20 protein-coding genes are annotated in these 19,104 nt (G+C 71.4%); 14 read left to right on the top strand and 6 right to left on the bottom strand.

Annotation, left to right across the window (positions count from 1 at the left end; genetic code table 11):
• Positions 1-131: 131 nt before the first annotated feature.
• Together ACFYV5_RS12905 and rpmF are read right to left on the bottom strand one after the other, a co-directional pair.
• On the bottom strand, positions 132-1,292 hold the full coding sequence (locus tag ACFYV5_RS12905) for a GTP-binding protein (protein WP_389167717.1): 1,161 nt from the start codon (positions 1,290-1,292) through the stop codon (positions 132-134).
• Positions 1,293-1,298: 6 nt separating this feature from the next.
• Positions 1,299-1,469, bottom strand: coding sequence for a 50S ribosomal protein L32 (gene rpmF / locus ACFYV5_RS12900; protein WP_282697262.1), 171 nt, complete (start codon positions 1,467-1,469; stop codon positions 1,299-1,301).
• A 450-nt stretch (positions 1,470-1,919) separates the two neighbouring features.
• Between rpmF and ACFYV5_RS12895 the strand changes: the two genes are divergently transcribed.
• From ACFYV5_RS12895 to ACFYV5_RS12840, 12 genes are all read left to right on the top strand, one after another.
• The gene (locus tag ACFYV5_RS12895) at positions 1,920-2,768 is read left to right on the top strand and encodes a metal ABC transporter solute-binding protein, Zn/Mn family (RefSeq protein WP_389167885.1); all 849 of its coding nucleotides are present in this window, start codon (positions 1,920-1,922) and stop codon (positions 2,766-2,768) included.
• Entirely contained in the window at positions 2,768-3,646 is an 879-nt protein-coding gene (locus tag ACFYV5_RS12890) for a metal ABC transporter ATP-binding protein (RefSeq protein ID WP_389167713.1), read from the top strand. Before ACFYV5_RS12895 ends, ACFYV5_RS12890 begins: the two co-directional genes overlap by 1 nt.
• On the top strand, positions 3,643-4,563 hold the full coding sequence (locus tag ACFYV5_RS12885) for a metal ABC transporter permease (protein WP_389167710.1): 921 nt from the start codon (positions 3,643-3,645) through the stop codon (positions 4,561-4,563). The genes ACFYV5_RS12890 and ACFYV5_RS12885 overlap by 4 nt, the downstream gene beginning before the upstream one ends.
• A gap of 88 nt (positions 4,564-4,651) precedes the next feature.
• A complete protein-coding gene (locus ACFYV5_RS12880; RefSeq protein ID WP_355110180.1) occupies positions 4,652-4,951 on the top strand; it encodes a DUF1490 family protein in 300 nt (99 codons plus the stop codon).
• A gap of 2 nt (positions 4,952-4,953) precedes the next feature.
• Positions 4,954-7,140 (top strand): heavy metal translocating P-type ATPase, encoded by a 2,187-nt coding sequence (locus tag ACFYV5_RS12875; protein ID WP_389167706.1) that lies wholly within the window; start codon positions 4,954-4,956, stop codon positions 7,138-7,140.
• Between the two features lie 313 nt (positions 7,141-7,453).
• The gene (locus tag ACFYV5_RS12870; protein ID WP_389167705.1) at positions 7,454-8,299 is read left to right on the top strand and encodes a HipA family kinase; all 846 of its coding nucleotides are present in this window, start codon (positions 7,454-7,456) and stop codon (positions 8,297-8,299) included.
• Complete coding sequence (locus ACFYV5_RS12865) at positions 8,296-8,679, top strand: DUF3037 domain-containing protein (RefSeq protein WP_355110183.1); 384 nt, start codon at positions 8,296-8,298, stop codon at positions 8,677-8,679. Before ACFYV5_RS12870 ends, ACFYV5_RS12865 begins: the two co-directional genes overlap by 4 nt.
• Before the next feature lie 167 nt (positions 8,680-8,846).
• Complete coding sequence (gene fabG, locus ACFYV5_RS12860) at positions 8,847-9,608, top strand: 3-oxoacyl-ACP reductase FabG (protein WP_355110184.1); 762 nt, start codon at positions 8,847-8,849, stop codon at positions 9,606-9,608.
• Positions 9,609-9,633: 25 nt separating this feature from the next.
• Complete coding sequence (locus ACFYV5_RS12855) at positions 9,634-10,401, top strand: SDR family oxidoreductase (protein WP_389167701.1); 768 nt, start codon at positions 9,634-9,636, stop codon at positions 10,399-10,401.
• 148 nt (positions 10,402-10,549) lie between these two features.
• Positions 10,550-12,127 (top strand): ABC transporter substrate-binding protein, encoded by a 1,578-nt coding sequence (locus tag ACFYV5_RS12850; protein ID WP_355110186.1) that lies wholly within the window; start codon positions 10,550-10,552, stop codon positions 12,125-12,127.
• Between the two features lie 70 nt (positions 12,128-12,197).
• Positions 12,198-12,881 (top strand): uracil-DNA glycosylase, encoded by a 684-nt coding sequence (gene ung / locus ACFYV5_RS12845; RefSeq protein ID WP_389167699.1) that lies wholly within the window; start codon positions 12,198-12,200, stop codon positions 12,879-12,881.
• Positions 12,882-13,030: 149 nt separating this feature from the next.
• Positions 13,031-13,504, top strand: coding sequence for a hypothetical protein (locus ACFYV5_RS12840; protein ID WP_389167697.1), 474 nt, complete (start codon positions 13,031-13,033; stop codon positions 13,502-13,504).
• Positions 13,505-13,519: 15 nt separating this feature from the next.
• On the opposite strand, the gene ACFYV5_RS12835 is transcribed toward ACFYV5_RS12840, so the two are convergent.
• Together ACFYV5_RS12835 and ACFYV5_RS12830 are read right to left on the bottom strand one after the other, a co-directional pair.
• A complete protein-coding gene (locus tag ACFYV5_RS12835) occupies positions 13,520-13,978 on the bottom strand; it encodes a hypothetical protein (protein ID WP_389167695.1) in 459 nt (152 codons plus the stop codon).
• A gap of 39 nt (positions 13,979-14,017) precedes the next feature.
• On the bottom strand, positions 14,018-14,722 hold the full coding sequence (locus tag ACFYV5_RS12830) for a TetR/AcrR family transcriptional regulator (RefSeq protein ID WP_389167692.1): 705 nt from the start codon (positions 14,720-14,722) through the stop codon (positions 14,018-14,020).
• 81 nt (positions 14,723-14,803) lie between these two features.
• Between ACFYV5_RS12830 and ACFYV5_RS12825 the strand changes: the two genes are divergently transcribed.
• A complete protein-coding gene (locus tag ACFYV5_RS12825) occupies positions 14,804-15,991 on the top strand; it encodes an FAD-dependent monooxygenase (protein WP_389167690.1) in 1,188 nt (395 codons plus the stop codon).
• A gap of 40 nt (positions 15,992-16,031) precedes the next feature.
• Entirely contained in the window at positions 16,032-16,937 is a 906-nt protein-coding gene (locus ACFYV5_RS12820; protein ID WP_389167687.1) for a Gfo/Idh/MocA family protein, read from the top strand.
• On the opposite strand, the gene lnt is transcribed toward ACFYV5_RS12820, so the two are convergent.
• A complete protein-coding gene (gene lnt / locus ACFYV5_RS12815) occupies positions 16,861-18,432 on the bottom strand; it encodes an apolipoprotein N-acyltransferase (protein ID WP_389167684.1) in 1,572 nt (523 codons plus the stop codon). The two genes, ACFYV5_RS12820 and lnt, sit on opposite strands and share 77 nt — an antisense overlap.
• A gap of 156 nt (positions 18,433-18,588) precedes the next feature.
• On the bottom strand, positions 18,589-19,026 hold the full coding sequence (locus ACFYV5_RS12810) for a nuclear transport factor 2 family protein (protein WP_355110193.1): 438 nt from the start codon (positions 19,024-19,026) through the stop codon (positions 18,589-18,591).
• Positions 19,027-19,104: the final 78 nt, after the last annotated feature.

The raw sequence follows: 19,104 nt of genomic DNA, 5'->3' as shown, positions 1-19,104 counted from the left end.
CGTCCTGGCCCGTACCGGAGGGAGTCCGGGGTTCGCCCCGCCTCCGCCGAGGGCCTGCCGAAAAAGAAGCCGGGCCGGACGGTGCCGTGGCTGCGACCACCGTCCGGCCCGGAGTGTGCGGGGCCGGCGTTTCAGGCCGCCTGCTCGTGTTCGCAGGCGTCCTCGATGCCGTACGTCTCCCAGTCGGGGAAGTCGTCGTCGGAGGGGACCGTCTCGCCGGGCACCAGCAGGCAGGCGTCGAGGGCCGCGCGGAGGGCGTCGGCGCGCAGGCCGGTGCCGATGAAGACCAGTTCCTGGCCCTGCGTGGTCTCCGGACCGCGGGCACCGGACGGTTCGAAGCGGGCGACGGCGCCGGCCTGGGACCACAGTCCGGTCACCCGGGGCCGGCTGGCGAGCCAGAAGAACCCCTTGGAGCGCAGGACGCGCCCGAACGTACCGCTGTCGAGGCCCTTGGTGACGAAGGCCCACAGCCGTCCGGGGTGGAAGGGCAGGTCGGAGCGGAACACCAGCGAGGAGATGTCGTACTCCTCGGTCTCCGGCACGTGATCGCCGTTGAGCTCCTTCACCCAGCCGGGGGCCTGCTGTGCCTTCTCCACGTCGAACAGGCCGGTGCCCAGGAGGTGTTCGAGGGGGACCTGCCCGCGTACGGCGGGGACGATCCGCGCCTCCGGATTCAGCCGGGACAGCGTGGCGCGGAGTCGGCGCGCCTCTTCAGGGTCGACCAGGTCGAGCTTGTTTAGCACGATGACGTCGGCGAACTCGACCTGGTCCATGAGCAGGTCGCTGACGGTGCGCTCGTCGTCCTCGTACTGGTCGAGGCCGCGCGCGACGAGTTCGTCGCCGCCGCCGAGTTCCGCCAGGAAGTTCGCGGCGTCCACGACGGTCACCATCGTGTCCAGGCGGGCGAGGTCGCCGAGGGTGGCGCCGTCGTCCCGGGGGAAGGAGAAGGTGGCGGCGACCGGCATGGGTTCGGAGATGCCGCTGGACTCGATGAGCAGGTAGTCGAACCGGCCCTCGCGGGCCAGTCGGTCGACCTCTTCCAGGAGGTCGTCGCGCAGGGTGCAGCAGATGCACCCGTTGGTCATCTCGACCAGCCGTTCCTCGGTACGGGACAGGGCCGCCTCGCCGCCGCGCACGAGCGCCGCGTCGATGTTGACCTCGCTCATGTCGTTGACGATGACCGCGACCCGCAGCCCTTCGCGGTTGCCGAGCACATGGTTGAGCAGCGTGGTCTTCCCGGCCCCGAGAAACCCGGAGAGCACGGTCACGGGCAGCCGGTCGGTGGGCGTCATGAGCGCTCAGCCCTCCGGCTGGATCAGGCCGCGCTCGTACGCCTTCACCAGGCGCTGCGGGACCTGGTGGACGACGCCGTCGACGGTGACCGGGACCAGCTGCGGCGTGGTCGCCTTCCACTGGGCGCGGCGGTGGCGGGTGTTGCTGCGGGACATCTTCCGCTTGGGGACGGCCATCGTGAGACTCCTCGGTCCGGTTCTGACACGGAAAGGCTATATGAAAATGGATCCCATTCTCAATCTGGCTCCGTGTGACGGGAGAGAGGGTCTGACCACTCACTCCAGACCGCACGGCCCAGCGACAGCTCGGCGTCCGTGACCAGCGCGCCGTCCAGCGCGCCCGTGATGCGTTCGGCGTCGGGGCCGGGTCCGGTGAATCTGATCTCGTTGCGCCGCTCGCCGTAGTAGTCGTCCCAGAGCCGGCAGGCGAGCGTGCGGCGCTGTGCGGAGGCGGCTTCCCATGCCCGGGTGTCGGCCTCCTCCTCCCCAGGGGTCCGCTGGAGAGCCCGGCCACACAGGGGGATAATCCAAGGTGATTGCCATTTCGCTTCCCTGGCGCAGGGAGGACGTATGCGTGGCGTGCCGATTCGCGCACCAGGTGTGTCGCTCGGAGTGTCTCTGGCGCTGATGTGCGTATGGGGTGGCCCCGTGGAGGCCGCCCCCGCTCCGATCCCTGTGGTCGCCTCCACGAACGTGTACGGAGACGTCGTCGGGCGGATCGGCGGCGGGCGGGTCTCCGTGACCTCGATCATCAGTGATCCGGCACAGGACCCGCACTCCTACGAAGCGAGCACACGCACCCGGCTGGAGCTCTCCCGGGCCGAGGTGGTCGTCCAGAACGGCGGCGGCTACGACGACTTCGTGGGTGAGATGCTGCGCAGCTCGGACAACTCCTCGCCCCACGTGATCGACGCCGTCCAGACCTCGGGCAAGGCCCCTGACGGCGATGGGGAGTTCAACGAACACGTCTGGTACGACCTGCCGACGATGGACCGTCTCGCCGACCGGATCGCCCAGGCCCTCGGCACGGCCTCGCCCGCCGACGCCGACGTCTTCACGAAGAACGCCGAAGAGTTCAAGGACGGGCTGGCCGGGCTCGAGGCGCGGACCGACCGGATCGAGGCGCGCCACGCCGGTACCCCGGTCGCGGTCACCGAGCCCGTCCCGCTCTACCTGACGGATGCCTGCGGCCTGGTGAACAGGACACCGGCGGCCTTCAGCGAGGCCGTCGAGGAGGGCGACGAGGTATCGCCCAGGGTGCTCCAGGAGACACTGACGCTGTTCACCGGCCGGAACGTGCAGGCCCTGGTCCACAACGAGCAGACCAGCGGTCCGCAGACGGAGAAGGTCAAAGAGGCTGCCGAGGACAACGCGATCCCCGTGGTGCCCGTGACGGAGACGCTCCCGCAGGGCAAGGACTACCCCGGCTGGATGGCGGACAACATCACGGCCCTCGACCGTGCCCTGGAGCGCTGATGCAGCGCACCGACCGCCTCACGCCCCAGCCGCTCCCGCTGCGAAGGGAGCACGGAGACGGCGGTTCGCCCGCGGTGTGCCTTCGCGGCGCCGAGCTCTCCCACGGCGACCGGCTGCTGTGGCGGGACCTGGACCTCGACGTGAGGCCGGGCGAGTTCCTCGCCGTCCTGGGCCCGAACGGGTCGGGCAAGACGAGCCTGCTGCGCGTCCTCCTCGGTCGGCAGCCGCTCACCTCGGGATCCGTCTCGGTCCTCGGCCGCCCGCCGTACCGCGCCGGTGGGCTCATCGGCTACATCCCGCAGCAGAAGGCGCTGCCCCCGCACACGCTGCTGCGCGCACGGGATCTCGTACGGCTCGGCCTGGAGGGGCACCGCTGGGGGCTGCCGCTCGCGGGAAGGGCGGCCCGTCGCAGGGTGGACGAACTTCTGGACTCGGTCGGGGCGCTGGCGTACGCCGACGTCCCGGTCGGCCGGCTCTCGGGGGGCGAGCAGCAACGGGTGCGGATCGCGCAGGCGCTGGCCACGGATCCGCGGATCCTGCTGTGCGACGAGCCGCTGCTCTCCCTCGACCTCCAGCACCAGCGCACGGTGACCGATCTTGTGGAGCGGCGTTGCCGGGCCGCCGACACCGCGGTGGTCTTCGTGACCCACGAGATCAATCCGGTCCTGGGACCGGCGGACCGGGTGCTGTACCTGGCCGGGGGCGGCTTCCGGATCGGCCCGCCGGAGGAGGTGATGACCTCCGCCGTTCTGTCGCGGCTGTACGGGACCCAGGTGGACGTCGTACGGGTCCGGGGCCGCATCGTGGTCGTGGGGGCACCCGACGCGGCCCCCGCCCACCACCCCGGCGCCCGGCCCAACGGGGTAGGACCGCCATGAGCGTGCCGACCGGCCCGCCCGCCGCCGACGGTGCCGATCCGGGCATCTGGCAGCAGATCTTCAACTTCGCCGACTACGGAGACCTGCTGGCACTGGTGCACAACTCGCTGCTTGCCGGGGCCCTGCTCGGCCTCGTGGGCGGCCTCGTCGGGGTGTTCGTGATCATGAGGGACCTGCCGTTCGCGGTGCACGGCATCAGCGAGCTGTCCTTCGCGGGCGCGGCGGCCGCGCTCCTGGCCGGGTTCAACGTCGTCGCCGGGTCGATCGTCGGCTCGCTGATGGCCGCCGCGGCGATCGGCCTGCTCGGGATCCGAGCCCGTGACCGTAATCCGGTGATCGGGATCATCATGCCGTTCGGCCTGGGGCTCGGCGTGCTGTTCCTGTCCCTCTACAAGGGCCGCGCGGCCAACAAGTTCGGCATTCTGACCGGGCAGATCATCGCCGTCGACACCCCGCAGACGGCCTGGCTGGTGGGCACGTCCGTCGTCGTCCTCGCCGCCCTCGCGGTGCTCTGGCGGCCGCTGACGTTCGCCAGTGCCGATCCCGACGTGGCCGAGGCCCGCGGGGTGCCCGTCCGGGCGCTGTCGCTGGCGTTCATGCTGATCCTCGGTCTCGCGGTGGCCCTGTGCGTGCAGATCGTGGGAGCTCTTCTGGTGTTGTCCCTGCTGGTCACCCCGGCCGCGGCGGCGGCCCGGGTCACCGCGTCCCCGGTGCTGCTGCCCGTGCTGAGCGTCCTGTTCGCACTCGCCGCCATGGAGGGCGGCGTCCTGCTCGCCGTCGGCAGCAGCATTCCCATCAGCCCGTACGTGACGACCCTGTCGTTCCTGATCTACCTCGCCTGCCGCCTGGTGGGCTCCCGGCGAGCCGCGCGCACCGCTCGGGTCGTGCCCGTCGCCGAGCCCGAGACCCGTGTGTGAGGGTGCCGCTCGACCTTGCACGCCCTGGGGTTCAGACTGGAAGAGAGGTCCGTCGCACCCTGCTGGGTGCGCGCGGAAGGAGGCGTTCATGCATCCCCTCGCCGTCGTCGGTGCGACCGCCGGAAAGCTGGCCCACTACGCCGTGTCCGGCGTCGTAGGCGCAGTGATCCTGCAGAAACTGCCCGATGCGAAGCCGGCCGCGCGCAAAGCGCTGGTCGGCGGGCTCGCGGGAGGCATCGTGGCGAGCCGGTGGCTGTCCTCGGCCGCCGAGGAGGCCCGGCTCAAGGCCGGGGACATGCTCGCGGAGGCCCGCACCTCGCTCGGCGAGGAGGTCCCGCCGCCCTCGGCCGTCAAGGTCGACCACGACGATCACGGCCACGAGCACTGATCATGTCGACCGTACTCGTCCGCTCGGTCGCGACGGGGCGGGCCCGGCTGACCGTGTCCTGGCTGCGGGACCGTCCCGGCTGCGCCGGCCTCGTCGACGACCGGCTCACCGGCTTGTCCGGGTTTCGCGCCCTGCGGATCTTCCCTCGCACCGGCAGTGTCGTGATCTGGATGGAGCCCGCCGCCCTCGACGTGGACGCCCTGACCGACGCTCTCGAAGAGGCCCCGCCGCCGTCCGCACCCGCCAAGGCCACCCGGTCCACGCCTGACTCCTCCACCGGAGAGGTCGCCCGGCTCGTGGTCGGCGGAGCCGTCCTCGCCGTCGTGGCACTGCGCCGACTGCTGGCCCGGCCCCGAATCGGCATCGGCTCCTCCGGTCTCCTCGGCGCGATCACGGTCTTCACCGGTCTACCGTTCTTCCGAGGCGCGCTGCGCACCCTGCGCGGCCGGAGCAGTCCCGGGACGGACACCCTGGTCACCGCCGCCACGGTCATCTCCCTGATCCTGCGGGAAAATGTGGTCGCCCTCACCGTCCTGTGGCTGCTCAACATCGGCGAGTTCCTCCAGACCCTCACCCTGCGCCGCACCCGCCGAGCCATCGAAGACCTCCTCACCATCGGCGAGGAGAGGGTCTGGCTGGTCAGAGCGGACGGCGTGGAGGTGGAGGTCGGCCTGGAGGAACTGGAGCCCGGTGACACCGTCGCCGTGTACGAGCACCACCGCATCCCCGTCGACGGGCACGCGGTCGGCGGCGAGGCCCTGGTCGACCAGGCCGCCGTCACCGGCGAGGCGCTGCCCGTGTACGCACGCGAGGGCGCGCACGTCTACGCCGGCACCATCGTCACCTCCGGCTCGCTGACCGTCCGCGCCGACTCGGTCGGCCGGGACACGACGGTCGGGCGGATCATCACCCGGGTCGAGGAGGCCCAGACCGACCGGGCCCCCATCCAGACCGTCGCCGCCCGCTTCACCCAGCGCTTCGTCCCCGTCTCCTTCGCCCTGGCCGCCCTCACCTATGCGGTCACCCGCGACGCGCGCCGGGCGATGACGATGCTGCTCATCGCCTGCCCCTGCGCGGCGGGCCTGGCCACCCCGACCGCCATCAGCGCCGCCATCGGCAACGGTGCCCGCCGCGGCACCCTCATCAAGGGCGGCACCCACCTCGAGGGCGTCGGCCGGGTCACCGCCGTGGTCTTCGACAAGACCGGCACCCTGACCTTCGGCAAGCCGCTGGTCACCAGCGTCGTCACCCTCGGCGAACGCTTCGGCGCCGACGAGGTGTTGAGCCTGGCCGCGTCCGGCGAGCTGCATGCCCGCCACCCCCTGGCCCAGGCCATCGTCGCCCACACCGAGGAACAGCACCTGCACGTCCCGCTCCACCAGGCGTGCGAGGTCGTCCTCGGCATGGGGATGCGCGCCGAACTCGACGGCACCCGGCTTCTGGTCGGCAGCCCCGCCCTGCTGCGCCGGCACGGCATCGAGCTCACCGAAGCCGCTCAGGACTGGACCGACCACCTGCGCCGCGGCGGCGAGACCGTCATCTGCCTGGCCCATGACGCCGACCTCATCGGTCTGCTGGGCGTCTCCGACGCCGTACGGGCGGGCGCCGACACGGTCATCCGGCAGCTGCGCGATCTCGGCGTCCAACGGCTGGTCCTGCTCACCGGCGACGCCCCGGAAACCGCCCAGGTCGTGGCGGACGCGCTCGGCATCACCGAGGTGCACGCCCATGCCCTGCCGGAGGCCAAACTCCAGCTGATCCGCGACCTCCAGGCCGAGGGCCACATCGTCGCCATGGTCGGCGACGGCACCAACGACGCCCCGGCGCTCGCCCTTGCCGATGTCGGCATCACGATGGGCGAGCACTCCTCGCACGTGGCCCTGGAGACCGCCGACATCGCCCTCGCGGGCAACGACCTGCGCCAGGTCCCCGCGGTCGTCGAGCTCAGCCGCCACACCCTGCGCGTCGTCCGCCAGAACTACGGCCTCGCCATCGGCGTCAACCTGCTCGGCCTCGTCGCGGGCGCCGGCGGCTCCATGAACCCGGTTCTCGCCGCCCTCCTCCACAACACCAGCAGCATCGCGGTCGTCGGCAACTCCGCCCGCCTCGTCAACCACACGCCCCACCTCCCCCACGTGAGCGACGAGGTCCTGCACGCGGCACCCTTGGAGGAGCGTCGCGTGCGCTGAGCCGTGTGGAGCCGCCTGTGAGCTGCCGGCTTCAACCGCTGACGGCTACAAGTCGATGGCCGTGCCGCACCTTGTGCGGGACGGGTACGGCCCGGCCGGCCATGGGGAAGCGAGGGGGGTGGGAGAGTCCTCCGAGTCAGCGTGATTTCCGTTCGGGGAGGGCGATCACGGCGCCTAGGCTGGTGACGGGCTCCCCCCTCGCGCTTGTCAGGGGAGGGGCGTCGCTGCCTGAAACTCCCCGGATTCTCCCCAGGGCTGGGGAGTGGCGAGCCCTCTTTGGATGCAAGGCTGAATGAATGGATAGCCTCGGAATATGCTTACAGAGGTGACAGCGACCCGCTACGTCACGCCTTTGCGTGAGGGCGGCTCGCTCCCCGGGATCGTCGAGGCCGACGATCTCGGTACGTACGTCATGAAGTTCAGCGGTGCCGGCCAAGGGCGCAAGACCCTTGTCGCCGAGGTGATCTGCGGGCAGCTCGCCCGTCGGCTCGGGCTGCGCGTGCCGGAGCTCGTCGCCATCGAGCTCGATCCTGTCATCGGGCTCTCCGAGCCCGACCAGGAGGTCCAGGAGCTCCTGAAGGCGAGCGGCGGGCTCAACCTCGGCATGGACTACCTCCCCGGCTCGCTGGGCTTCGACCCGCTGGCGTACGAGGTGGACCCCAAGGAGGCGGGGAAGGTCGTCTGGTTCGACGCGGTGATCAACAACGTCGACCGGTCCTGGCGCAACCCGAACATGCTGGTATGGCACGGTGACCTGTGGCTCATCGACCACGGCGCCACGATGATCTGGCACCACAGCTGGCCGGGCGCCCAGGCCTCCGCCGCGAAGCCGTACGACGCCTCCGACCACGCCCTCGCGCCCTTCTCGCCGGACGTCGCCTCCGCCGCGGCCGAGCTCGCGCCCCTGGTCACCAGGGAGCTGCTCACCGAGGTCGCCGCCGACGTGCCCGACGAGTGGCTCGTCGACGAGCCGGGGTTCGACTCCACCGACGCGCTGCGCAGCGCCTATGTGGACGCGCTGCTGCCGCGCGCCGCGACCATCCACGAGCGGATCACCCTCGGCGCCCGTACCGAGCGCAGGCCCTCGCAACCCCCCGGTTGGCTGGCCGAACGCCTCGCCCCCCGGTTGCACCCCACCCAGAAGGACCGAACGACGTGACCGACCGCGATGTCTTCGAGTACGCGGTGCTGCGCGTCGTTCCCCGCGTCGAGCGCGGGGAGTTCTTCAACGCGGGCGTGGTGGTCTACTGCCGCGCCAAGTCCTTCGTCGCCGCCCGCACCCACCTGGACGAGTCCAAGCTGAAAGCGCTCGACCCCGGGGCGGACGTCATCGGCGTACGGGCCGCGCTGCACGGCGTCGAAGGGGTGTGCCGGGGCGGCGAGGACGCCGGACAGGCGGCCCGTGACGACGCGGGACGGCGCTTCCGCTGGCTGATCGCGCCCCGCTCCACGGTCGTCCAGCCGGGCCCGGTGCACACCGGACTGACCGCCGACCCGGAGGGCGAGGTCGAAAGGCTGCTCGATCTGCTGGTGCGCTGAGCGCCCGGAACGCCGTGCGAGTGATCCGGTGCACCCGGTGGGCCGTTGACACCGGGTGCCAGGGCTTCTAGCGTCTCGTCTGCGGAAGGTACTAAGCGGTCGCTCATGTATGGGACGCACCGTGTGGGGCCGCATCCAGGGATGATCCAAGGGCGAGGAGAACCAGCATGTCGACCACCGAGCAGCGCGTAGCCGTCGTCACCGGCGCGGCGCGGGGCATTGGCGCCGCCACCGCGGTACGGCTGGCCGCGGAGGGCCGCGCCGTCGCCGTACTCGACCTCGACGAGGCGGCCTGCAAGGACACCGTCGAGAAGATCACGGCCGCCGGTGGCACCGCCATCGCCGTCGGCTGCGACGTCTCGGACAGCGCCCAGGTGGAGGCCGCCGTCGCGCGCGTGGCCACCGAGCTCGGCGCCCCGACGATCCTCGTCAACAACGCGGGCGTGCTCCGCGACAACCTGCTCTTCAAGATGACCGAGTCCGACTGGGACACGGTCATGAACGTGCACCTCAAGGGCGCCTTCCTGATGGCCAAGGCGTGCCAGAAGCACATGGTGGACGCGGGCTTCGGCCGGATCGTCTCGCTCTCCTCGTCCTCCGCGCTCGGCAACCGGGGCCAGGCCAACTACTCCGCCGTCAAGGCCGGTCTGCAGGGCTTCACCAAGACCCTCGCCAAGGAGCTGGGCAAGTTCGGCATCACCGCCAACGCCGTCGCCCCGGGCTTCATCGTCACCGAGATGACCGCGCAGACCGCCGAGCGGGTCGGCATGGGCTTCGAGGACTTCCAGGCCGCGGCCGCCTCCATGATCCCCGTGCAGCGGGTCGGCAGGCCGGAGGACATCGCCAACGCCATCGCCTTCTTCACGGGCGACGACGCGGGCTTCGTCTCGGGCCAGGTCCTGTACGTGGCCGGCGGCCCGCTCAACTGACGCGCAGCGGGAAGAGGAGACGTACATGAGCACGAAGGAACTGCCCGAGCTGTCCGGCAAGGTCGCTCTGGTCACCGGCGCCAGCCGGGGCATCGGTTACGGCGTCGCCGAGGCGCTGGTCGCCCGCGGCGACCGTGTGTGCATCACGGGCCGCGGCGAGGAGGCCCTCAAGGAGGCCGTCGAGCGGCTCGGCGCCGACCGGGTCATCGGCGTGCCAGGCAAGGCCCACGACGAGGCCCACCAGGCCGCCGCCGTCGCGGCGACGATGGAGGCCTTCGGCCGGGTCGACTTCCTGGTCAACAACGCCGGCACGAACCCCGTCTTCGGGCCGATCGCCGAGCTCGACCTGAATGTCGCCCGCAAGGTCTACGAGACGAATGTGATCTCGGCGCTCGGATTCGCCCAGCAGACCTGGCGCGCCTGGCAGAAGGACAACGGCGGCGCGATCGTGAACATCGCCTCGGTCGCCGGTATCTCCGCCTCGCCGTTCATCGGCGCGTACGGGATGAGCAAGGCGGCCATGGTCAATCTCACCCTCCAGCTGGCGCACGAATTCGCGCCCGTGGTCCGCGTCAACGCGATCGCCCCGGCCGTCGTGAAGACCAAGTTCGCCCAGGCGCTCTACGAGGGCCGGGAGGCGGAGGCGGCGGCCGCGTACCCGCTCGGCCGACTCGGTGTCCCGGAGGACATCGGCGGCGCCGCGGCCTTCCTCACGTCCGACCAGTCGGACTGGATCACCGGCCAGACTCTCGTGGTCGACGGGGGGATTTTCCTCAACGCCGGTGTCGGGTGACCGATATCCGGACACTTTGCTGAATTCGTGACCGGTTTGGCCCCGGTTATGCAGTGAATGCCTCAAGTGCCCCGTCGGGGTCGAACATTGACCTGGCGGGGCGCTGCGGTATGGTCTGCCGACCCATGGCTGAACGAGGAGCGTGCACGTGTTCAACCGGACCAGTCTGCAGGCCGCTGCAGCCCTTGCGTCCATATCCCTGGTGTCCGGATGCAGCCTGTTTTCGGACGCTGAATCCGCCGGGGAGCAGAGAATCGTCGTCGGCACGACGAGTTCTCCCACCACGCTTGATCCGGCAGCCGCTTGGGACAATTCCTGGGAGCTGTTCCGAAATGTCTTCCAGACGCTGGTGAGTTTTCCGACCGGCAGTACGATCCCGCAGTCCGATGCCGCCGACTGCAAATTCACGGACACCGCGAGCCGGGTCTTCGAGTGCAAACTCCTCGACGGTCTGACCTTCTCGAACGGGAGCAAACTGGACGCCAAGGCGGTCCAGCACTCCATCGAGCGCATCCGCACGATCAACGTCGAGGGCGGCCCCAACGGGATGCTCGGCTCGCTCGACTCGATCGAGACCGTGGGCGACCGCACGGTCGTGTTCAAGCTGAACAAGCCCGACGCGACCTTCCCCTTCGTCCTCGCGACGCCCGCCATGTCCCTGGTGGACCCGGCCGAGTACCCCGCCGACAAGCTCCGTGAGGACGGCAAGCTCACCGGCTCCGGCCCCTACGTCCTCGACGAGTACACCGAGGGCGACAAGGCCGAGCTGACCAAGAACCCCACCTACAAGGGGTTCGCGGACCGCAAGAACGGCGGCGTGACCATCCGGTACTTCAAGGAGTCCGAGCCGATGGTCAACGCGTTGCTGAAGAACGAGATCGATGTCACCTACCGGGGTCTGACCGCCGAGGAGGTGGTCGACCTCCAGGAGGACACCGAGGCGAACAAGAAGCTCCAGCTCGTGGAGTCGACCGGCGCCGACATCCGCTACCTCGTCTTCAACCCCCGCGACTCCTCCGTCGCCAAGGAGCCGGTCCGCAAGGCGATCGCCCAGATCGTCGACCGCGAGGAACTGGTCGCCAAGGCCTACAAGGGCACGGCCGAGCCGCTGTACTCCATGGTCCCCAAGGGCATCGTCGGCCACACCACCGAGTTCTACGACCGCTTCGGCGAGCCCAGCGTGCCCAAGGCCAAGGCGATCCTGCGCAAGGCCGGCATCACCGAGCCCGTCGAGCTGACCTTCTGGTTCACCACCGACCGGTACGGCTCCGGCACCGCGCTCGAGTTCGCCGAGCTCAAGCGGCAGCTCGACTCGTCGGGGCTCTTCGACGTGACCCTGAAGAGCAGGCCGTGGAAGGAGTTCGCGGCGGGCTACCAGAAGGGCGAGTACCCGGTCTTCGGCCGCGGCTGGTTCCCCGACTTCCCGGACGCGGACAACTTCATCGCCCCCTTCGTCGGCAAGCAGAACGCGCTGGGGACGCCCTACGTCAGCCCCCGCATCACCGACGAGATCCTCCCGAAGTCCCGGCGCGAGAGCGACCGCGGGGCCGTCGCGGACGACTTCAAGGAGGCGCAGGAGATCATGGTGGAGGACGTCCGTCTCCTCCCGCTGTGGCAGGGCAAGCTCTACACCGCGGCCGGTGAGGACATCGCCGGAGCCGAGCGCGCCCTCGACCCGCAGACCGTCATGCAGATGTGGGAGCTCGGCCGCAGGACGAGCTGGTAGCGGCGTTGTCAGTGGTCACCGGTAGGTTCTTCCGTACGTAGGAAGACCTGGTCCACCGGAGGTTGTTGACGTGACCGACACCGACATGCTGCCCGAGTCCTGGCGCGGCGTCCTCGGCGAAGAGCTGCAGAAGCCGTACTTCAAGCAGCTCACCGAATTCGTCGAGGAGGAGCGGGCGAAGGGGCCGGTGTACCCGCCGCGCGACGAGGTCTTCGCCGCCCTCGCCGCGACTCCGTACGACAAGGTGAAGGTCCTGGTGCTCGGCCAGGACCCGTACCACGGGGAGGGGCAGGGGCACGGCCTCTGCTTCTCCGTCCGGCCGGGTGTGAAGACGCCGCCGTCCCTCCGGAACATCTACAAGGAGATGCAGGAGGAGCTCGGGCACCCGGTCCCGGACAACGGCTATCTGATGCCGTGGGCCGAGCAGGGCGTGCTGCTGCTCAACGCGGTCCTCACCGTCCGCGCCGGCGAGGCCAACTCGCACAAGGGCCAGGGCTGGGAGAAGTTCACCGACGCGGTGATCAGCGCGGTGGCCTCGCGGCCTGACCCGGCGGTCTTCGTGCTGTGGGGGAACTACGCGCAGAAGAAGCTCCCGCTGATCGACGAGGAGCGCCATGTGGTGGTGAAGGGTGCCCACCCCTCGCCGCTGTCGGCGAAGAAGTTCTTCGGGTCCCGCCCCTTCACCCAGATCGACGAGGCGATCGCGGCCCAGGGCCACGCCCCGATCGACTGGCGCATCCCGAACCTCGGCTGAGCCGTCCGCCGGAGTGTCGGCCGGGGGTGTCGGCCGGGCGGTGAGCCCGCCCGGCTGACAGGCCCCGGTCCCCGCCCGAGCCTGTGCCGCATCGGCGGCGCCTGCGGCTAGCTTCGGAGATCCTGGACGGAGCGCACGTGGAGGCCGTAGTGACCGAGCAACAGCAGGTGGCGGACGACGGCGTCATGACCCGGATCGGGCAGGCGATGATGCTGCTCCACGGCGGGGACCGCGAGGAGGCGCGCAACCGCTTCCAGGAGCTGTGGGGGCAGATCGGCCCGGACGGCGACCCCTTGCACCGCTGCACCCTCGCGCACTACATGGCCGATGCGCAGGACGACCCGGACGCCGAGCTGGCCTGGGACCTGCGGGCCCTTCTGGCGGCCCAGGGGCTGAGCGAGGAGCGGCCGGCCGAGCACGACTCCGCTGTCGCGCTGCGGGCGCTGTACCCCTCGCTCCATCTCAACCTGGCCGCCGACTATGTGAAGCTGCAGCGGCCCGACGCGGCGCGGGTCCATCTGGACCGGGCCCGCGCGGCGTCGGACGCCCTGGACGACGACGGGTACGGCAACGGGGTGCGCGCCGCGATCGAGCGCCTGGAGGTACAGCTCCGCTCGCCCTAGCCGGAGGGGCGGGGCTCAGTTCCCGTACGTACCGCGGCAGATCTTCGCCTGGTCGCTGCCGGGGTGCCAGCCTCCGTACCGCTCGCCCAGGTCGCAGACCTCCATCCGGGAGCGGGGCGGACGGGGTGTCTCGGGCGGCTTCTTGTCCGGAACCCGGGCGTCCTTCCGCGGCACGGACGGAGGCCGCTGCTTGGCCGTCGAACCTTTGTCCCGGTTCTTCTCCTTGTGCTTCTTCGCCGGGGTCGTGCGGGGCGACGGCGGGGGAGGCGGTAGCGCCGCTTCCAGGGCCTCGCGGGCCGGTCCCTCGACGATCTGCGGGGCCACGTCCGCCTTTCCGTCCGCGTCCTGGACGGGCCGGCTGACCTCCTTCGGCGGTTCGGGGGCCGGGGACGGCGACTCGATCGAGACGCAGCCGGAGAGGGCGGCGACGGCCACCCCGACCAGGATCTTCGCTGTGGTTCTCGTTCCATGCACGCGCGCAACTCTGCTGGCCGGGCGGTGATCTTCGCGCCCCTACCGGCGGGGAATGCCCCGCACGGGTGATGGCCGCGCACCGGGTGACGCGCGGCGATCCGGCGCGGTTCGGCTACCGAGCATGCCGCGCAACAACTCCTCGAAACCGGTGCGCAGTTCGGCCCGGCTCGGCACGGCGGAGTGGAACGAACCCGCGGCGCAGGAGAACATCAGCCCCTCGCACCAGGCGATCAGGGACAGCGCGTGCCGCTCGGGAGCGAGCGAGCCGGCGTCCGCCATCATCGCGATCAGCGGCCCGTGGAACACCGACCCCGCCGCGTCGAAGAAGGCGCGCAGCTCGGGGCGGCGGGTGGCCTCCAGCGCGAGTTCGTAGCGCGAGACGAGCAGCGCCCGGTGGTCGGTGAGGTACCGGTGCAGGGCGAGCGCGAGGGCGTCCACCAGATCCCCGGCTCCGGCGCCCGGGCCCGGCATCTCGTGCGGGGTGAGAACCCCGGCCTCCAGCTCGACCTGGCGGCGGACCGCCGTCTCCAGCAGTGCCTGGCGGGTGCGGGCGTGGTTGGACGTCGAGCCCTGCGGCAGACCCGCCCGCTCGTCCACGGCCCGGTGGGTGAGCCCGCGCATGCCGCGTTCGACGAGGAGGTCCAGTGCGGCGTCGCCGATCCGCTCGGCGCGGGACGCCGAGGCGGAGGGGCCGGACGCGGAGGGGCCGGACCGGGAGGCGGATTCCGGGGTGCGTGCGGTCATGGGAGACAACCTACTACCGGGCTGACTACACCTGTAGTACGGTCACGGAGTCACTACACCTGTAGTCTCCGAGGAGCAGTCATGGAACAGCACCGTGCCGTCGTCGTCGGAGCCGGCATCGGCGGGCTCACCGCCGCCGTCGCCCTCCACCGCGACGGCTGGGACGTCACCGTCCTGGAACGCGCCGCCGCCCTCACCCCCGTCGGTGCCGGCATCGGCCTCGCCCCCAACGCCCAGCGCGCCCTGGACGTCATCGGGCTCGGCGACCGCGTCCGTGACCTGTCCGCCTGGCAGGGCGACGGCGGGATGCGCGCCCCCGACGGCCGCTGGCTCGCCCGCACCCACGCCAAGGCCGCCGCCGCCCGCTTCGGCGGCCCCCTCGTCCTGCTCCACCGCGCCACCCTCGTCGACCTCCTCACCTCCGCCCTCCCCGACGGAGTCGTACGGACCGGAGTGACCGCCTCCCTCGCCGACCCCGGCGACGACGAGCGGCCCGCCGTCGTCCGTACCCCCGACGGGGACATCGCGGCCGAACTGGTCCTCGGAGCCGACGGCATCCGCTCCACCGTCCGCCGCGCCCTCTTCCCCGACTACACCGGACTCGTGTACTCCGGCTTCACCACCTGGCGCGTCGTCGTCCCCGCCCCCGAGCGGCCGTTCGCCCCGCACGAGACCTGGGGCCCCGGCCGCCTCTGGGGCACCCAGCCACTCAAGGACGGCCGCGTCTACGCCTACGCGATGGCCGCCGCCCCCGAGGGCGCCCACGCCCCCGACGACGAGAAGGCCGAACTCCTGCGCCTCTTCGGCGACTGGCACCACCCGGTGCCCGAAATCCTCGCCGCCGTCGACCCGGTGGACGTCCTGCGCCACGACGTCCACCACATGCCCGAGCCGCTGCCCGCCTTCCACCACGGCCGCGTCGCCCTGCTCGGGGACGCCGCCCACGCCATGCAGCCCACCCTCGGCCAGGGCGGCAACCAGGCCATCGAGGACGCGATCGTCCTCGCCCACCACGCGGGCCGGGAACTTCCGCCGAGCCGCGCGCTGGCCGCGTACACCGCCGACCGGCTGCCGCGCACCACGGCGATCGTCCGCAAGGCCGCCCGGACCGGCCGGCTCACCCTCCTGTCCGCCCGCCCCGCCGTCGCCCTGCGCGACGGGCTGATCGCCACCGTCTCGCGGGTCGGCCCCGGCCTCGTCCTGCGCGGTTTCGACGGCATCGCGGACTGGCGGCCCCCGGCGCCCGTGAACCGCCCGCGAGTAAGCTGACCGGCGCGAACGACAGATCACCCAGCACTAGGGAGACCACGTGAAGGTCGGCTGCATCGGACTCGGCGACATCGCGCAGAAGGCATATCTCCCTGTCCTCGCCGCGCTGCCCGGGGTCGAGCTCCATCTGCAGACCCGGACGAGGGCCACCCTGGAGCGGGTCGCCGAGACCCACCACATTCCGGCCGTGCGGCGCCACAGCGACCTCGACTCGCTGCTCTCCGCCGGCCTCGACGCCGCCTTCGTGCACGCGCCGACGGCCGTGCACGCCGAGATCGTCACCCGGCTCCTCCAGGCCGGCGTGGCGACCTACGTCGACAAGCCCCTGGCGTACGAATACGCCGAGTCCGAGCGGCTCGTGGAGCTCGCCGAGGAGCACGGGGTCGGCCTGACCGTCGGCTTCAACCGACGTCTGGCCCCCAGCTACGCGCAGTGCCTGGACCACCCGCGCGAGCTGATCCTCATGCAGAAGAACCGGATCGGCCTGCCCGAGGATCCCCGCACCCTCGTCCTCGACGACTTCATCCACGTCGTCGACACCCTGCGCTTCCTCCTGCCCGGAGAGGTGGAGCACACGGATGTACGGGCCCGCATCCGCGACGGGCTGATGCACCACGTCGTGCTCCAGCTCTCCGGCGACGGATTCACCGCCATCGGCATGATGAACCGGATGAACGGCTCCACCGAGGAGATCCTCGAGGTCTCGGGCCAGGACACCAAGCGCCAGGTCCTCAACCTCGCGGACGTCGTGGACCACAAGGGCCAGCCGACCGTCCGGCGGCGCGGGGACTGGGTGCCGGTGGCCCGGCAGCGCGGCATCGAGCAGGCCGTCCTCTCCTTCCTGGAGGCCGTACGGGCCGGGAAGCGGCTCAGCGCCAGGGACGCCCTGTCGACCCACGAGCTGTGTGAGCGCGTGGTGCGCGAAGCGTTGACGCAGGCCTCCTGAGCGCCCCCATGCCCTCGGCGGCGCACAGCGCGGCCAGCACGGTCAGGGCGCCGTACAGCGGCCAGTCGCCGAACCGTGCGTAACCGGTGGTCGTCCGGGTCAAGGGCAGTTCGTGGACGGCCGCCGCGCTGCGGTCGGTGCCCAGGGGCGTACCGATCCGGCGGCCGTCGGGGCCGTAGACGGCGCTGACACCGGTCAGTGTCGCGTGCACCACCGGACGGCCGGACTCCGCCGCGCGCAGCGCCGCGAGCGAGGCGTGCTGGGCGGGCGCCCAGCTGTCCTGGAACGTCGAGGTCGCCGACTGGGTGATCAGCACGTCGGCGCCGTCGCGGACCAGGCGGCGCGACATGTCGGGGAAGGCCGACTCGAAGCAGACCAGCGGACCGATCCGCAGCGCCGGATCGGCGCCGTCGGCCGGCAGGGTCATCACCACGGGCCGGGTGCCGCGCCGCCGGTCCTCGCCCGCCGCCTTGCCGACCGACGTCACCCAGCCGAGGACGGTGCGGGCCGGGATGTACTCGCCGAACGGCACGAGCCGCATCTTGTCGTACCGGTCGCCGGTGGGACCCTGCTCCCCGATCAGCACCGCGCTCTTGAAGATGCCCGGCCGGTCGGAGCGGCGGGCGTCCACATTGACGAGGATCGGCGCGTCCACGGCACGGGAGAGGGCCGTCAGCCGGGCGGCGAGGTCGGGGCGGGCGGTCAGATCCGCCCCGACGCTGCTCTCGCCCCACACGACCAGGTCCAGATCCCGGCCGACGAGCTCACGCGTCAGCTCCTCGCCCCGGGCGAACCGCCGCTCGGCACCGCCGGACCCGTCGAACACCCCGGGCTGGACGACGGCGATCCGGGCCGTCCCCCGCTCCCGTGGTGGTGCGGTTCCCCACCAGACGACGCCCAGGGTGAGCGCGCACACCACGAGTCCCACCAGTGCCGCCATCCGGACGGCGGCCCCGGACACCACAAGAAGCGCCACGGCCGTGTTGACCGCCACCACCAGCAGGGACACGAGCCACACCCCGCCGACCGAGGCGAGCCGCAACGCCGGCGCGACCTGCCACTGGCTCGCGCCCAGCAGACCCCACGGCCCGCCCAGGCCCTCCCAGGAACGGACCAGTTCGATCATCAGCCAGCCGGAAGGGACGACCAGGATCGCGGCGGCGGCGCGTGGACCGGACGGCCCGTCACCGAGCATCGCCCGCACCAGCCACCCCCAGGGCAGCCACAACAGGCCCAGGAACGCGGCCAGTACGAGCAGGAAGACGTGCAGGCTCGGCAGCAGCCAGTGGTGCATGGCCGCCATGAACCCGATGCCGCCCAGCCAGCCCTCCAGGGCCGCGCGCCGTGCGGTCGGCGCGGTGCGGAGCAGCAGCAGCCACGGGACGAGGGCGACGTAGGCGAACCACCAGAGGGCGGGGCCCGGGAAGGCGAGCGCCGGCAGCGCGCCCGCGACGACCGCGAGCGCGGCACGGGCGCCGCGATGCGGGGTCCTCACGGGGCTACGGGACGGGTCGCCGGCTCCCGTACGAGAACGGCGCGGGCGCCACGCAGGGGCACCGGGCCCCTGCTGCGCGCCGGTGCCGCGACGGCCGAACGCAATCCCCACGCCGCGCCTCCAGGTGTCGCCTCCAGTGTGCGCGCCGCGCCGCCCCTAGGCGCGGCGCCACTTCTCCCGTACGACGACGGATCGGAGCCGCCAGCCGGCGTCCGTCCGGAGCAGGGAGAACGCGTAACGCCCACCGCAGACGAAGTCCTCGCCCGACTCGAGGCGCATCGGGTTCACATAGTCGGCGTGGACCTCCGCCGCGTCGCCCGGGTAACCGCCGAGGTCCTGGATGCTCACCCGGCGGTTCACGATGAGGTGCTGGCGTACCGGGAACAGTCGCATCGTCTCCGCGAGCCAGTCGGCGACATCGGCCGCTGGGCCCTCGACACCACCGGAACCGCGGTAGTCGGCCCGGCCGTCGCGGGTGAAAAGCGCCCGGTAGCCCGTCCAGTCGGAGTCATCCACGGCCACCGCGTACCCGGTGACGAGGTCGTCGATGGCCAGCCGGTCCATCACGGTCGCGAGATCCACGCGCTGTGTCATCGGCTCAGTGTCGGGCAGGGGGAGGCGCGGGGCCAAGAGCCGTGCGGGATGGGCATGGTCGGATACCGGTCATACTTT

The sequence above is a fragment of the Streptomyces sp. NPDC003035 genome (assembly GCF_042888285.1).
Lineage (GTDB): Bacteria > Actinomycetota > Actinomycetes > Streptomycetales > Streptomycetaceae > Streptomyces.
The sequence above is the reverse complement of the archived record's forward strand: the minus strand, read 5'-3'. Positions and strand labels throughout refer to the sequence as shown.

Excerpts from the sequence above, each read along its gene's own strand:
- ACFYV5_RS12905 (WP_389167717.1), bottom strand. The coding sequence starts at position 1,292 with ATGACGCCCACCGACCGGCTGCCCGTGACCGTGCTCTCCGGGTTTCTC.
- rpmF (WP_282697262.1), bottom strand. The coding sequence starts at position 1,469 with ATGGCCGTCCCCAAGCGGAAGATGTCCCGCAGCAACACCCGCCACCGC.
- ACFYV5_RS12895 (WP_389167885.1), top strand. The coding sequence starts at position 1,920 with ATGTGCGTATGGGGTGGCCCCGTGGAGGCCGCCCCCGCTCCGATCCCT.
- ACFYV5_RS12890 (WP_389167713.1), top strand. The coding sequence starts at position 2,768 with ATGCAGCGCACCGACCGCCTCACGCCCCAGCCGCTCCCGCTGCGAAGG.
- ACFYV5_RS12885 (WP_389167710.1), top strand. The coding sequence starts at position 3,643 with ATGAGCGTGCCGACCGGCCCGCCCGCCGCCGACGGTGCCGATCCGGGC.
- ACFYV5_RS12880 (WP_355110180.1), top strand. The coding sequence starts at position 4,652 with ATGCATCCCCTCGCCGTCGTCGGTGCGACCGCCGGAAAGCTGGCCCAC.
- ACFYV5_RS12875 (WP_389167706.1), top strand. The coding sequence starts at position 4,954 with ATGTCGACCGTACTCGTCCGCTCGGTCGCGACGGGGCGGGCCCGGCTG.
- ACFYV5_RS12870 (WP_389167705.1), top strand. The coding sequence starts at position 7,454 with ATGCTTACAGAGGTGACAGCGACCCGCTACGTCACGCCTTTGCGTGAG.
- fabG (WP_355110184.1), top strand. The coding sequence starts at position 8,847 with ATGTCGACCACCGAGCAGCGCGTAGCCGTCGTCACCGGCGCGGCGCGG.
- ACFYV5_RS12855 (WP_389167701.1), top strand. The coding sequence starts at position 9,634 with ATGAGCACGAAGGAACTGCCCGAGCTGTCCGGCAAGGTCGCTCTGGTC.
- ACFYV5_RS12830 (WP_389167692.1), bottom strand. The coding sequence starts at position 14,722 with ATGACCGCACGCACCCCGGAATCCGCCTCCCGGTCCGGCCCCTCCGCG.
- ACFYV5_RS12825 (WP_389167690.1), top strand. The coding sequence starts at position 14,804 with ATGGAACAGCACCGTGCCGTCGTCGTCGGAGCCGGCATCGGCGGGCTC.
- ACFYV5_RS12810 (WP_355110193.1), bottom strand. The coding sequence starts at position 19,026 with ATGACACAGCGCGTGGATCTCGCGACCGTGATGGACCGGCTGGCCATC.